The organism is Streptococcus sp. A11 (assembly GCF_043674225.1).
Taxonomy (GTDB): domain Bacteria; phylum Bacillota; class Bacilli; order Lactobacillales; family Streptococcaceae; genus Streptococcus; species Streptococcus suis_V.
Genome location: NZ_JBIMJS010000004.1, coordinates 113468 through 127185 on the forward strand (window position 1 = coordinate 113468; position 13718 = coordinate 127185).

The 13718-nt window shown below is 44.7% G+C and carries 12 protein-coding genes and 1 tRNA gene; 12 read left to right on the top strand and 1 reads right to left on the bottom strand.

The annotated features are described in order from the left end of the window. The first annotated feature begins 202 nt into the window (after window positions 1-202). The 8 genes from ACHBIF_RS03775 (at window position 203) to ACHBIF_RS03810 (ending at window position 8877) form a co-directional block, all read left to right on the top strand. Window positions 203-1471 (top strand): uracil-xanthine permease family protein, encoded by a 1269-nt coding sequence (locus ACHBIF_RS03775; RefSeq protein WP_394718746.1) that lies wholly within the window; start codon window positions 203-205, stop codon window positions 1469-1471. Between the two features lie 195 nt (window positions 1472-1666). Continuing rightward, window positions 1667-1936 (top strand): 30S ribosomal protein S15, encoded by a 270-nt coding sequence (rpsO, locus tag ACHBIF_RS03780; RefSeq protein ID WP_002938849.1) that lies wholly within the window; start codon window positions 1667-1669, stop codon window positions 1934-1936. Window positions 1937-2391: 455 nt separating this feature from the next. Continuing rightward, complete coding sequence (gene pnp, locus ACHBIF_RS03785; protein WP_394718752.1) at window positions 2392-4611, top strand: polyribonucleotide nucleotidyltransferase; 2220 nt, start codon at window positions 2392-2394, stop codon at window positions 4609-4611. Window positions 4612-4664: 53 nt separating this feature from the next. Then, window positions 4665-5282: a serine O-acetyltransferase gene (gene cysE / locus ACHBIF_RS03790; RefSeq protein WP_394718754.1), complete on the top strand. Its 618-nt coding sequence runs from the start codon at window positions 4665-4667 to the stop codon at window positions 5280-5282. Window positions 5283-5296: 14 nt separating this feature from the next. After that, complete coding sequence (locus ACHBIF_RS03795) at window positions 5297-6070, top strand: nucleoside phosphorylase (RefSeq protein WP_394718756.1); 774 nt, start codon at window positions 5297-5299, stop codon at window positions 6068-6070. 189 nt (window positions 6071-6259) lie between these two features. Continuing rightward, window positions 6260-7603, top strand: coding sequence for a cysteine--tRNA ligase (gene cysS / locus ACHBIF_RS03800; RefSeq protein ID WP_394718758.1), 1344 nt, complete (start codon window positions 6260-6262; stop codon window positions 7601-7603). Then, entirely contained in the window at window positions 7596-7994 is a 399-nt protein-coding gene (locus ACHBIF_RS03805; RefSeq protein WP_105111383.1) for a Mini-ribonuclease 3, read from the top strand. The genes cysS and ACHBIF_RS03805 overlap by 8 nt, the downstream gene beginning before the upstream one ends. Before the next feature lie 22 nt (window positions 7995-8016). Beyond that, on the top strand, window positions 8017-8877 hold the full coding sequence (locus ACHBIF_RS03810; RefSeq protein ID WP_172021123.1) for a helix-turn-helix domain-containing protein: 861 nt from the start codon (window positions 8017-8019) through the stop codon (window positions 8875-8877). Between the two features lie 307 nt (window positions 8878-9184). Here ACHBIF_RS03810 and ACHBIF_RS03815 read toward each other — a convergent pair. Beyond that, window positions 9185-9255, bottom strand: a tRNA-Cys gene (locus tag ACHBIF_RS03815). Window positions 9256-9428: 173 nt separating this feature from the next. On the opposite strand from ACHBIF_RS03815, the gene ACHBIF_RS03820 reads away from it, so the two are divergent. From ACHBIF_RS03820 to tsf, 4 genes are all read left to right on the top strand, one after another. After that, window positions 9429-10550, top strand: a complete 1122-nt coding sequence (locus ACHBIF_RS03820) for a DUF6287 domain-containing protein (protein ID WP_394718761.1) — start codon at window positions 9429-9431, stop codon at window positions 10548-10550. Window positions 10551-10560: 10 nt separating this feature from the next. Further along, window positions 10561-11565, top strand: coding sequence for a DUF4767 domain-containing protein (locus ACHBIF_RS03825; RefSeq protein ID WP_394718763.1), 1005 nt, complete (start codon window positions 10561-10563; stop codon window positions 11563-11565). Window positions 11566-11752: 187 nt separating this feature from the next. Further along, complete coding sequence (gene rpsB, locus ACHBIF_RS03830; RefSeq protein ID WP_012775356.1) at window positions 11753-12529, top strand: 30S ribosomal protein S2; 777 nt, start codon at window positions 11753-11755, stop codon at window positions 12527-12529. Window positions 12530-12597: 68 nt separating this feature from the next. Next, the gene (gene tsf / locus ACHBIF_RS03835; RefSeq protein ID WP_394718767.1) at window positions 12598-13638 is read left to right on the top strand and encodes a translation elongation factor Ts; all 1041 of its coding nucleotides are present in this window, start codon (window positions 12598-12600) and stop codon (window positions 13636-13638) included. Window positions 13639-13718: the final 80 nt, after the last annotated feature.

Sequence of the window (13718 nt, forward strand, 5' to 3'; positions counted from 1 at the left end):
TTCTGCTCTGCTATTTTCCTAAAAAATAAAATTTTATAAAATTTCTTGCCAAAATCCGAACTTTTGTGTTACAATACCAAAAGCGTAGGTTTTTAAACTCATCCCGTGAGGTGAGAAAGACAACAGGATAATTCATTAAGGGCCTATGACTATGTATATTTAGAAAGTCTGGGTCTTTTTGTGTGCCCAGAATGGGAGATTTATGAGTACAAAAGCCAATCTTTTGTTTGATGTCCATGAGAAACCAGCCCCTCTTCAAGGGATTTTGTTGAGTTTCCAGCACGTATTCGCCATGTTTGGTGCGACAATCTTGGTGCCCTTGATTCTCGGTATGCCAGTTTCGGTTGCCCTTTTCGCATCAGGTGTCGGAACTCTGATTTACCAAGTGGCAACCCAGTTCAAGGTGCCGGTTTACTTGGGTTCATCCTTTGCCTACATTTCTGCTATGGCACTTGCTATTAAAGAAATGGGTGGCGATGTGTCAGCTGCTCAGACAGGTATTCTCTTCGTTGGTTTGATTTACGTCTTAATCGCTGCACTTGTCAAAGTAATCGGGACTAAGTGGATTGATAGCCTCTTGCCACCGATTGTCATCGGTCCTATGATTATCGTGATTGGACTTGGTCTTGCCAACTCTGCTGTGACTTCGGCAGGCTTTGTCGCAGACGGTGACTGGAGAAATGTCGTAGCGGCGATCGCGACCTTCTTGATTGCTGCTTTTGTCAATACCAAAGGGAAAGGCTTCGCCAAGATTGTTCCTTTCTTGATTGCCATCGTCGGTGGTTATGTGATTGCCATCTTCCTTGGACTAGTTGATTTCACACCTGTTCTGGAAGCGGCTTGGTTTGAATTACCAGGTTTCTACCTACCATTTGAAACAGGTACTTTCAAATCCTACAATTTCTACTTTGGTCCAGAAATGATTGCCATCTTGCCAATCGCAGTGGTGACCATCGCAGAACATATCGGAGACCACACGGTTCTCAGCCAAATCTGTGGCCGCCAGTTCTTGAAAGATCCAGGTCTCAGCCGTACCTTGATTGGTGACGGTGTGGCGACTGCCGTATCAGCCTTTATCGGTGGACCTGCCAACACGACCTACGGTGAAAACACAGGGGTTATCGGTATGACCCGCATCGCATCAGTATCTGTTATCCGTAACGCAGCCCTGATTGCCATTGCCTTCTCATTCTTGGGTAAATTTACAGCCCTTATCTCAACCATTCCAAGTGCCGTTCTTGGTGGTATGTCTATCTTACTTTACGGGGTTATCGCCTCAAACGGTTTGAAAGTTTTGATTGAGAGCCGTGTTGATTTCGGTCAAGTCCGCAACCTGATTATCGCAAGTTCGATGCTGGTATTGGGTCTTGGTGGAGCAGTTCTTAACATCGGTGCCATTACCCTTTCAGGAACAGCCCTCTCAGCCATTGTAGGTATCGTCCTCAACCTCATCTTGCCAAAAGCAGAATAAGTTAAAGTAACAGTCAGCGAAAGCTGGCTTTTTTTGAAAATAGCAGAGCTACTCAGCTAGTTTTCAAATCAGTTGACAAAAAGGACAATCCTTGATAGAATAAATGAGGTCCAAAAGGACAAATCTAGCTTTTTCTTGGTTACAGGTCGCCAACCTGTCACTCGGTTTAGGCTCAAAAACAAAGGAGAACATATCATGGCAATCTCAAAAGAGAAAAAAAATGAAATCATGGCACAATATGCTCGTCATGAAGGCGACACAGGTTCAGTTGAAGTTCAAGTAGCAGTACTTACTTGGGAAATCAACCACCTTAACGACCACATCAAACAACACAAAAAAGACCACGCAACTTACCGTGGTTTGATGAAAAAAATCGGTCGCCGTCGTAACTTGTTGGCATACCTACGCCGCACAGACGTAAACCGTTACCGTGAATTGATTCACTCACTCGGACTCCGTCGTTAAGATAGGATACAAAAGCCGTCAAAAACGGCTGAAAAATAGGAAACTGCCATGTCTTCGGACATTGGCAGTTTTTCTTCTTCGCTAGGATTTTAGCTCGCTCCAACAGTCTGGGGATAGACTGTTGGAGGTTGGAGATGAAGCGAACGTAGTTCGTGTCAACAATTCAGAAAGAGCCTGTTTTTCAGGTTCTTTTTTGTTTTTCCCTTTTCTTTTTTCCGAGTTTTTAGGTTGTGTAAGGTATTGATTTCTACTTCAATTTCTCGTTTTTGAGTTACTCATTCGTTTTTCATCTTATTTTAGCAGAAATTACTTTCTCAATTTCCCACATTTTCCTTCAAATATGATAAAATATGAGGTATGCGTGGTTTTGTGCAAAAGAGAGTGAAACAAGTTTGTTTGATTGTCTTTTGTAGAAAACACGCAAGAAAAATTTCAGAAAAAATAGGAGACAATTCATGTCAAAACAAGTATTTGAAACGGTTTTTGCTGGCAAAAAATTGGTCGTTGAAACAGGTCAAGTTGCCAAACAAGCCAACGGTGCGGTGGTCGTTCGCTATGGCGACTCCACAGTCTTGACTGCAGCAGTCATGTCCAAAAAAATGGCGACGGGCGATTTCTTCCCGCTCCAAGTCAACTATGAAGAGAAAATGTACGCCGCAGGGAAATTCCCAGGTGGCTGGATGAAGCGTGAAGGCCGTCCATCAACTGATGCGACCTTGACAGCTCGTTTGATTGACCGTCCGATCCGCCCTATGTTTGCGGAAGGATTCCGTAACGAAGTCCAAGTCATCAACACAGTGCTTTCTTACGATCCAGATGCTTCTGCTCCAATGGCAGCCATGTTTGGTTCTTCATTGGCATTGGCAATCTCAGACATTCCTTTCAACGGTCCAATCGCAGGTGTGCAGGTCGGCTATGTCAATGGTGAACTCATCATCAACCCTGACAAGGCTCAGATGGAAGAGTCACTGCTCGACTTGACAGTGGCTGGTAACAAAGACGCCATCAACATGGTAGAATCTGGTGCCAAAGAATTGTCAGAAGACATCATGTTGGAAGCTCTTTTGAAAGGTCATGCGGCCATTCAAGAACTCCTTGACTTCCAAAACCAAATCGTGGCAGCAGTCGGCAAGGAAAAAGCAGAAGTGGAACTTCTTCAAGTTGATCCGGAATTGCAGGCTGAGATTGTTGCAGCTTACAATGATGATTTGAAAAAAGCGGTGCAGGTTGAAGAGAAATTGGCCCGTGAAGATGCGACCAATGCGGTGCGTGAAACGGTCATCGCAGCCTACCAAGAAAAATACGCTGAACACGAAGAATTTGACCGCATCATGCGTGACGTTCATGAAATCTTGGAGCTCATGGAGCACGCAGAGGTTCGTCGTTTGATTACAGAGGACAAGGTCCGCCCAGACGGTCGCCGTGTCGATGAAATTCGTCCGCTAGATGCAGAAGTGGACTTCTTGCCAAACGTTCACGGCTCAGGCCTCTTTACCCGTGGTCAAACGCAAGCTCTTTCTGTCTTGACCTTGGCTCCAATGGGTGAAACACAAATCATCGACGGTTTGGATGATGAGTACAAGAAACGCTTCTTGCACCACTACAATTTCCCACAATATTCAGTCGGCTCAACTGGTCGTTATGGAGCACCAGGTCGTCGTGAAATTGGTCACGGAGCCCTTGGTGAGCGTGCCCTTGAGCAAGTATTGCCTAGCTTGGAAGACTTCCCTTACGCGATTCGCTTGGTAGCAGAAGTTTTAGAATCAAACGGCTCTTCTTCACAGGCTTCTATCACAGCTGGTACCCTTGCCCTCATGGCAGGAGGTGTGCCAATCAAGGCACCAGTTGCAGGGATTGCCATGGGTCTGATTTCAGACGGTACCAACTACACCGTCTTGACCGATATTCAAGGTCTTGAGGATCACTTCGGCGACATGGACTTCAAGGTAGCTGGTACCCGTGATGGTATCACAGCTCTTCAGATGGACATCAAGATTGACGGGATCACACCGCAAATCTTGGAAGAAGCCTTGGCACAGGCTAAGAAGGCACGCTTTGAAATCCTTGATGTCATCGAAGCAACTATCCCAGAAGTTCGTCCTGACTTGGCACCAACTGCACCGAAGATTGACACGATTAAGATTGATGTAGATAAGATCAAGATTGTCATCGGTAAGGGTGGCGAAACTATTGATAAGATTATTGCAGAAACTGGCGTGAAAATCGATATTGACGAAGACGGTCTTGTGGCTATCTTCTCACCAGATCGTGATGCGATTGAGCGGACCAAAGAAATCATCGCAGGTCTTGTTCGCGAGGCAAAAGTGGACGAAGTCTTCCAAGCAAAAGTCGTTCGTTTGGAGAAATTCGGTGCCTTTGTCAACCTCTTTGACAAGACAGATGCCTTGGTTCACGTTTCTGAAATGGCTTGGACCCGTGTCAATAAACCAGAAGATTTGGTTGAAATTGGTGATATTGTTGATGTCAAAGTTATCAAGATTGATGATAAAGGACGTATTGACGCTTCTATGAAGGCTCTTCTTCCAAAACCAGAAGGTTATGTGGAGCCAGAAAAACGCGAGCGTTCTGACAAACCTCGCCGTCCAAGAGACCACAAAGAGAAAAAAGACAACAACTTTGGCGAATTCAAATTCCACAAGGTTGAAAAGAAATAAGCTGAGTAGACAAGTTCGGTAGCGGGCTTGTCTTCTCGCTAGAAGGAGTGACTATGGGTTGGTGGAAGGACACCATTGAGATTGTAAAAGAAAAAGATCCGGCAGCACGGACGACCTTGGAAGTTCTTTTGACCTACCCAGGTGTCAAGGCCTTGGCTGCCCACCGTCTGTCCCACTGGATGTGGAAAAAAGGCTTTAAATTACTAGCTAGGATGCACAGCCAATTTTGGCGTTTTTGGACCAATATTGAAATTCATCCAGGTGCTGAGATTGCTTCAGGGGTCTTCATTGACCACGGAGCTGGTTTGGTTATCGGAGAGACCGCCATTATTGAATCAGGTGTCATGCTTTACCACGGGGTGACGCTTGGTGGTACGGGTAAGGATTGTGGCAAACGCCATCCGACTGTGCGAAAAGGGGCTCTGGTTTCTGCCCACGCCCAAGTCATTGGCCCTATTGAGATTGGGGAAAATGCTAAAGTGGGTGCAGCTGCCGTTGTCCTAGCCGATGTTCCAGCAGATGTGACAGTGGTCGGTATGCCGGCTAAAATCGTCCGTGTTCATGGTCAAAAAGATGAGAAGGTCATTCATGACATGGAAGGTGGTCGTGAACACTACACGATTAAGCTTGCAGAATTACGAGAAGCTAGCCACCGTTCGTCGCATTTGTAGGAAAGAAGGTTGAGATGCTACTAGAAGAATTTGAAAATACCTCTGCAGTTATTGAACCGACGGACAAGGCCATTCGTGGTGGTGGGGAGGTATGTGAGACCATGATTTTCTCTTTCAATGGGGAAATCGTAGACCGTGTCCGTCAGTTACCTGAGAGCAGAGAAGGTGGCTACTTAGAAAGCATTAATGGTCGCCATCCTTGGTATATCTTGGAAAGAGATGGACTACGGGTTGCGGTCATGTTAGCAGTCATCGGTGCTCCCATGGCGGTTGGTCACTTGGAGGAACTGAAAGCTTGTGGCTTTGAGAATTTTATTGTTCTGGGTTCTTGTGGGGTGCTGGATAAGTCGCTTGCTACGGATAAGATTATCCTTCCTAGCTCTGCTCTTCGGGACGAGGGAACTGGTTACCACTACGCTCCTGCCAGCGATGAAATCAGCTATGATTCTGCTCTGCTATTAACCATGGAAAAGGCCTTGGATCAAGCAGGAATCGAGCACGTGCGGACCAAGACTTGGACCACGGATGCTTTTTATCGGGAAACAGCTGCCAAGGTCAAGCGTCGCCTAGCCGCTGGTGCCATGGTGGTCGATATGGAGGCCTCTGCTATCATGGCTTGGGCAAACTTTCGTCAGGCCAAGGTCTATCAATTTTTCTACACGGCAGACTATGTGGACCACCACAAGAATGAATGGGATACCCGTCGGGAAGAACGGACGGCTGATAGTATGACCTTCTTTGAAGTGGCCATGGCGATTGCAAGAAAATTAGAAAGTAGATCATGTTAAAAAAATTAGTAAGACAAAACTGGCCTTATGTGTTGACCGCCATTGCTGGGATAATCATGTCTATCCTTAAATTTTCCCAAGGAAGCTGGCAGGTAGGGATGATTTGGTTGGCCGCGACAGCTTATTGGCTAGTAAAATTGTATCAAAAGTATCAAGTCCTAAAGAATACTCAGAAGTAATGGAGAAACTATGATTAAAATTTACGATACCATGACTCGCAGTCTGCGTGACTTTGTGCCCTTGGAAGAGGGTAAGGTCAAGATGTATGTTTGCGGTCCGACGGTTTACAACTATATCCATATCGGTAATGCCCGTAGTGTCGTGGCTTTTGACACCATCCGTCGCTATTTTGAATACCGTGGCTATGATGTGACCTACATTTCAAACTTTACGGATGTGGATGACAAGATTATCAAAGCTGCTAATGAAGCTGGTATGACAACCAAGGAACTGTCTGATAAATTTATCGCAGCCTTCAAGGAAGATGTGGCAAAGTTAGGTGTCAAGCGAGCTACCAAAAACCCTCGGGTAATCGACTATATGGATGAAATCATTGCTTTTGTGCAGGTCTTGATTGATAAGGGTTACGCCTATGAAGCTTCTGGAGATGTTTATTTCCGTGTGGAAAAGGCTGAAAACTATGCTCGTTTGGCCAACAAAACCCTGTCTGACTTGGAGGCTGGGGCTTCTGGCCGGGTTGAGGGAGAAGGTCAGCTGAAAGAACATCCTTTCGACTTTGCCCTGTGGAAAACTGCCAAGCCAGGTGAAGTATCTTGGGAAAGTCCTTGGGGAGCAGGCCGTCCAGGTTGGCATATTGAGTGCTCGGTCATGGCGACAGAGATTTTGGGAGCTACCATTGATATTCACGGTGGTGGTGCGGACTTGGAATTTCCTCACCATACCAATGAGATTGCCCAGTCAGAGTGCAAGACAGGTCAAACCTTTTCCAACTACTGGATGCACAATGCCATGCTCAACATCAATGATGAGAAGATGTCCAAGTCCTTGGGCAATTTCCTGACAGCACATGATATGTTGGAACAAATTGATGGTCAGGTCTTGCGATTCTTCCTATCTACCCAGCACTACCGTCGTCCGCTTAACTATACAGAAAAGGCGATTTCAGATGCGGAAATCAATCTCAAATATCTGAAAAATACTTATACACAACCTGTGCAAAACTCTGTGGATAAGTCAGCTCTTGAATTACATCTGGCGGCCTTTGAAGCGGCAATGGATGATGATTTCAATGCGGCAAATGGGATTACGGCTATCTTTGACTTTGCCAAATGGATCAACTCAGGCAATTACGATGAAGCTGTAAAAGAAGCCTTTGGCAAGATGCTCGCCGTCTTTGGTATTGTCTTTGAAGAAGAAGTCTTGGACAGCGAGATTGAAGCCTTGATAGAAGAGCGTCAAGCAGCGCGTGCCAATCGGGACTTTGCGACGGCTGACCGTATTCGTGATGAACTGGCATCCCAGGGAATCAAGCTCTTGGATACCAAGGATGGTGTGAGGTGGACACGTGACTAAGGCAGTAGATGTCAATCTCATCAACGGCATTGCCCTGGCATTTGAAGGGGATGCTGTCTATTCCATGTATATCAGACGGCACTTGATTTTCAAGGGGCTGACCAAACCCAACAAACTGCACGGAGAGGCCAACAAATATGTCTCGGCCAAGGCTCAGGCAAGTCTGATCTCTGCCCTCTTAGAAGCTCAGCTATTGACCGAAAAAGAGGAAGAAATCTACAAGCGAGGCCGCAATGCCAATAGCCACACCAAGGCCAAGAACGCAGATGTGGTCACTTATCGAATGTCCACAGGTTTCGAGGCGGTTTTGGGATACCTGCACATGACCGATCAGTTGGAGCGCCTGGAGGAGCTGGTGGCTTGGTGTATCGCGCAGGTGGAGAGTGACTAGGGACTATTTCATGGAGGCAAGTGTGGATAAGAATAAGTTAAAGCAATATTTTCCGACGGCATCACTTGCTGATTCTCCTCAAAAAAGGGAGGGGATGGCTAGTTTGAGCTTGGGAGAACGATTTTTCTTGAATCTAGAATTAAACAGTCTGACAGATAGAGAGCGCTATTTGTTGGAACTTCTGCAGGAAAATCAGGACAATATTCCTCGCGCTCCGTGGCAAGATTTTTTTGATGGACAAGGTCCGATGCCGACTTCGGTTGGGCAGTTGCAGGTCCTTCAAATAAAGTTATGGTCCAATCCCAGCGAGGAGGTTGTGCAGGCCTGGTTAGAATTCATGGAAACCTTGTTACCGAATTTGGTTAGTCACTATGCCTCAGCATCGGATTATTTTGTATTTATCATGGACCAGCGTCCTTTTATTGACTATCAGGAGATTCTCAGAGATACAATTGGAGTCATGGAATATGACTTTGGCATAAAGATGACTGCTTTTCTGGGGCAAATTTGGCCGGGTCAGGTTCAAGAATGGTGGCCAGATGCCATAAGGGCTGAAATGGATTTATTCCGTAGTTGGATGCAAAAGAATCTTTCTACTAGCTTTTTAACCTTTAGTCAATTGTTCTTTTTGGATGAGGCTAAGGACAAGGCGGTCATGCGCATTTTATCGGATATGATTGTGAAACATGAGATGGAAGATGTGATTCGTGCACTTTGGGACAATGGTGCAGTGTTGACCAAGGCGGCGCAAAGTTTGTTTGTTCATAGGAATACCTTGCTGTACCGATTGGACAAATGGTTCGAATTGACAGGCTTGCAGCTGAGGGAATTGACGGATTTGGCGCTCCTATACTATATAGTGGAGAGCCAGGTATTGGGATGATGACGAGGTCAGAAAGGATCCTGACGCACCTGTGAGGGTACCTGAGATGTTGGATGCGCCGCCCAACCGCTATCATTGTATGTTGAATTGAGCCTTCTGGAGAAATCCGAGGGCTTTTTGTGTATAAGTCGATTGGGGATAAATGGCACGAGTAAATAGAGTCATTTTAATAAATCAAAGAAAAATTTGCCCACCATTTGCCCACCAACTTTACCAAACTTAACCGAATTTAACCGAATAAAAAATCAAAAAAGCCCGAAAAATCGAACTTTTGACTTGTATAAATTCGGATAAAATCCTATAATAAAGGCGGTAGACGGATTTGAACCGACGATCAAGCTTTTGCAGAGCCGTGCCTTACCACTTGGCTATACCGCCATAACAAAGAATATTGTACCTTAAATAGCGAAAAGGGTCAAGTGGAAAAATAAATATTTAGATATTATTGAAAAAGAAATTGGCCTTTGGAAGAATGTCGTATGTAGAGAGTCCGAGAGTTTAACAAAAGATTTTGATCTTTTATCGGTGCATATTTTATTTTGGGGGTTAGAATGAAAAAACATTTTTTACTAGGTCTGGTGTGCTTGATGACTTTATCGGCTTGTACTCAATCCAACATTCCGGCTGAAATAGCGAACTCTTCTTCGACCAGTCAGGAAAGTTCGACCAGTTCGAGTGAGCTTAAGGTGGATGATAAAGAGTTATATCAGTCGGTCTTTGCGGACTATCAGAAGATTGTGGACTTTGCAGCTACAGCTGATCCAAGTAATGTAGATGGGATGCTTACGGTATTGAATGAACTTCAGTTTCCGATGAATTCATGGGTGGTGGAAAGTGCAATAAATTCGTCGGATTCTATCAGATATGCCTTTTATGATTTCAATAAGGATGGTCAAAATGAACTGTTTTTCGGGTCAGAAAATCCAGACGGCTCAATGTTTGTGACGGGTTTTTATGGGATAATTGCTGACCAAGTGTCATTGTTAGCAGAAGGTTTTGTGGCTGGACACGGTGGTGCAAGAAGTGCCATGGTTCTTTTCCAGGGTGGGGAATATGTCAGCTACGGTTGGTACTCAGGAACTGGTGATGCTGTCGGCACATTGAATCGGATTGATGAAATGGGGCAATTGGTTGAAGGTACCCCGATAGATTTTCATATGAGAGATGAACTTGTTTCTGTTTTTGGAAAGACAGAAACAGACATTTTGGATCCCAACCAATTTGACTGGGAGGATTTTGAGATAGAGACGACAGAGACAGAAACGAGCACTTCCGAACAGGGAAATGCAAGTTCGTCTATGGATTTGAAGCAAATACAAGCTGGAAATTTTGCTAGCTTGGAAGGTGAATGGGTCAACGCTCGTGGGGATAGAATGGAGATTGATAGTCAGGGAAATGTCTCTTATAATGATGACCAATACACCAGATATGTTGATTTAAATAATCTCAAAGTAGAAGGCTCAATTCTTGTCGTAAGTATTACCAATCCCGATGCCATGGTTTCTCCAAATGTTCCAACCTTACTGATTCCAAAAGGAGTAAAGAATACCTATGGATTTTTAGAAGGGCATAGCGATCAGACGGATACCAGCAAGGATAGAATATTCAGTACGCAAAGTGTTACGACGACAGAAGACTTTGGTCAAGGTGTCTATTATCGAGTAGATGATTAGGAGAGATGGGATGAAAAAGAATAGACTCATTTTGGGCTTGCTTTTGGGAGCTAGTGTTGGCTTGTTGGTGGCATGTGGTAGTCAGAAACAGGAGGCTGCCTCAACCTCTTCATCGACATCCTCCTCTAGCCCTAGCACGACAAGTACTAGTTCCAGTACATCAACTACAAGCTCCACAACTTCTACGACTAGTAGTTCAAGTAGCCAGGTTGGTCCCTGGGATGCTGATAAGACAGAGGCATTGAGGAGTTTTGTGATTGAGCAATGGGGGCCGTCCTTTTCGCCACCTCAGTACTATTTATCCTATCATCCTAGAAATGAAGGAAGTTTTTTTGGGGTAAGCTTGCCATCAGGGGTTCTAAGCGGTCCAGGCCAGCAAATGACACCTGATTTTCAAGGGGAAACTCCTGAACTTGTTTGGAGTGAAAATGGTCAAGTTGGAGCAGGGCAGACAGCTGTAGTCGGGATTTATTCAGATATTGAAGCGTCAAAATCACAATTAGCTCACCTCTACCTCTTTACGATCAAAGATGGCCAGGTCATTGCTTGGATTACCGAGCAAAACCAGGGCAACCCAGAAAATCGATTGTATTTCCGACCAACCAAAAACCAGGAATTGCAAGCTTTCTTTGAAAATTTGGTTCACAGTGGAGATTCAACTGCGACAACTGAAACCAGTTCAGTGGCTACTACGAATGCTTCGGTAGACACCAAGAATTTGACGGTTGAGCAGGTCGCTAATTGGGCCAAGTCACATCGGGCTTCAGAATATGGCAGTCCATTTACCAAAGAGGATTTTATTTCACAAGTTACGACCAACAATCAGTCGTCGGATGGATTAGCCTATGTCGAAGTGAGGGAAAATCATAATAGTGCAAATATGAAGGCAGCTGGTGCAGATAGTGGGGTATCATCAGGTGCTGCATTCTATCGCGTAAATGCCCAAGGTCAGTTAGAAAAAATGGATGTTGTTGCAGGGTCTTATTCAGTAGTAGCTGAAACCTACTTTGAATAGAAAAAAGTACCGATTTTTGACGAATTTATCTACTATTTTGCTTGAAAATAGGCAGGTATTCTGATATACTGATAGAGTTGCTGTAGCAACAAATACTCATCTCGAACCAATTGTGACCCTGTTGCCGAAAGGTTGGGCTGCAAGTCGAAGTTCGGGAGAGGAGAAAAAACAAAAAGGAGAAATACTCATGGCAGTAATTTCAATGAAACAACTTCTTGAGGCTGGTGTACACTTCGGTCACCAAACTCGTCGCTGGAATCCTAAGATGGCTAAGTACATCTTCACAGAGCGTAACGGTATCCACGTTATCGACTTGCAACAAACTGTAAAATTGGCTGACCAAGCTTACGAATTCATTCGTGATGCTGCAGCAAACGACGCAGTTATCTTGTTCGTAGGTACTAAAAAACAAGCTGCTGAAGCTGTTAAAGACGAAGCTATCCGCGCTGGTCAATACTTCATCAACCACCGTTGGTTGGGTGGAACTCTTACAAACTGGGGTACAATCCAAAAACGTATCGCTCGTTTGAAAGAGATCAACCGTATGGAAGAAGATGGAACTTTCGAAGTGCTTCCTAAGAAAGAAGTAGCATTGTTGAACAAACAACGTGCTCGTCTTGAAAAATTCTTGGGCGGTATCGCTGATATGCCACGCATTCCAGACGTAATGTTCGTCGTTGACCCACACAAAGAGCAAATCGCTGTTAAAGAAGCTAAGAAATTGGGTATCCCAGTTGTAGCGATGGTTGACACAAACACTGATCCAGATGATATCGATGTTATTATCCCAGCTAACGATGACGCTATCCGCGCTGTTAAATTGATCACAGCTAAAATGGCTGACGCTATCATCGAAGGTAACCAAGGTGAAGACAGCGTAGCAGCAGTTGAAGCTGAATTGGCAGCTGAGCCAGCATCTACAGAATCAATCGAAGAATTGGTTGAAGTTGTAGAAGGTAAATAAGTAAAAACCTAGAGGGGCAGGGCTGAGCCCGCTCCTCTATTTTATAAATACAAACAAGGAGAATAGACATGGCAGAAATTACAGCAGCTCTCGTTAAAGAATTGCGTGAAAAATCAGGTGCTGGCGTTATGGACGCGAAAAAAGCATTGGTAGAAACTGACGGTGATATCGAAAAAGCGATTGAATTGCTTCGCGAAAAAGGTATGGCTAAGGCAGCTAAGAAAGCTGACCGTGTAGCAGCTGAAGGTTTGACAGGTGTTTACGTTGATGGTAACGTAGCAGCAGTTGTTGAAGTGAATGCTGAAACTGACTTTGTTGCGAAAAACGCTCAATTCGTTGAATTAGTAAACACTACTGCTAAAGTAATTGCAGAAGGTAAACCAGCTGACAACGAAGCAGCTCTTAAATTGACAATGCCTTCAGGTGAAACCCTTGAAGAAGCATACGTAAATGCAACTGCAACAATCGGTGAGAAAATCTCATTCCGTCGCTTTGCTTTGGTTGAAAAAACAGATGCTCAAGCATTTGGTGCATACCAACATAACGGCGGCCGTATCGGTGTTATCTCAGTTGTTGAAGGTGGCGACGAAACTCTTGCAAAACAAATCTCAATGCACATCGCTGCGATGAAACCAACTGTTCTTTCTTACACTGAATTGGATGAGCAATTCATCAAAGACGAATTGGCACAAATCAACCACAAGATCGAGCAAGACAACGAAAGCCGTGCAATGGTTGACAAACCAGCATTGCCATTGTTGAAATACGGTTCAAAAGCTCAATTGACTGACGAAGTGATTGCAGCAGCTGAAGAAGCAATCAAGGCTGAATTGGCAGCAGAAGGTAAACCAGAAAAAATCTGGGACAAAATCATCCCAGGTAAAATGGACCGCTTCATGCTTGACAACACTCAAGTTGACCAAGCATACACACTTCTTGCTCAAGTTTACATCATGGACGACAGCAAAACAGTTGAAGCTTACTTGAACTCAGTCAACGCTTCAGTTGTAGAATTTGCTCGTTTCGAAGTGGGTGAAGGTATCGAGAAAGCTTCAAACGACTTTGAAGCAGAAGTTGCAGCGACGATGGCAGCAGCTCTTGGTAAATAAGAATAAAGATTACAAAGCAGGTTAGTTGAACTAGCCTGCTTTTCTTATCCTTTGCATCTCTGGTCCATGCTTGTCCATTC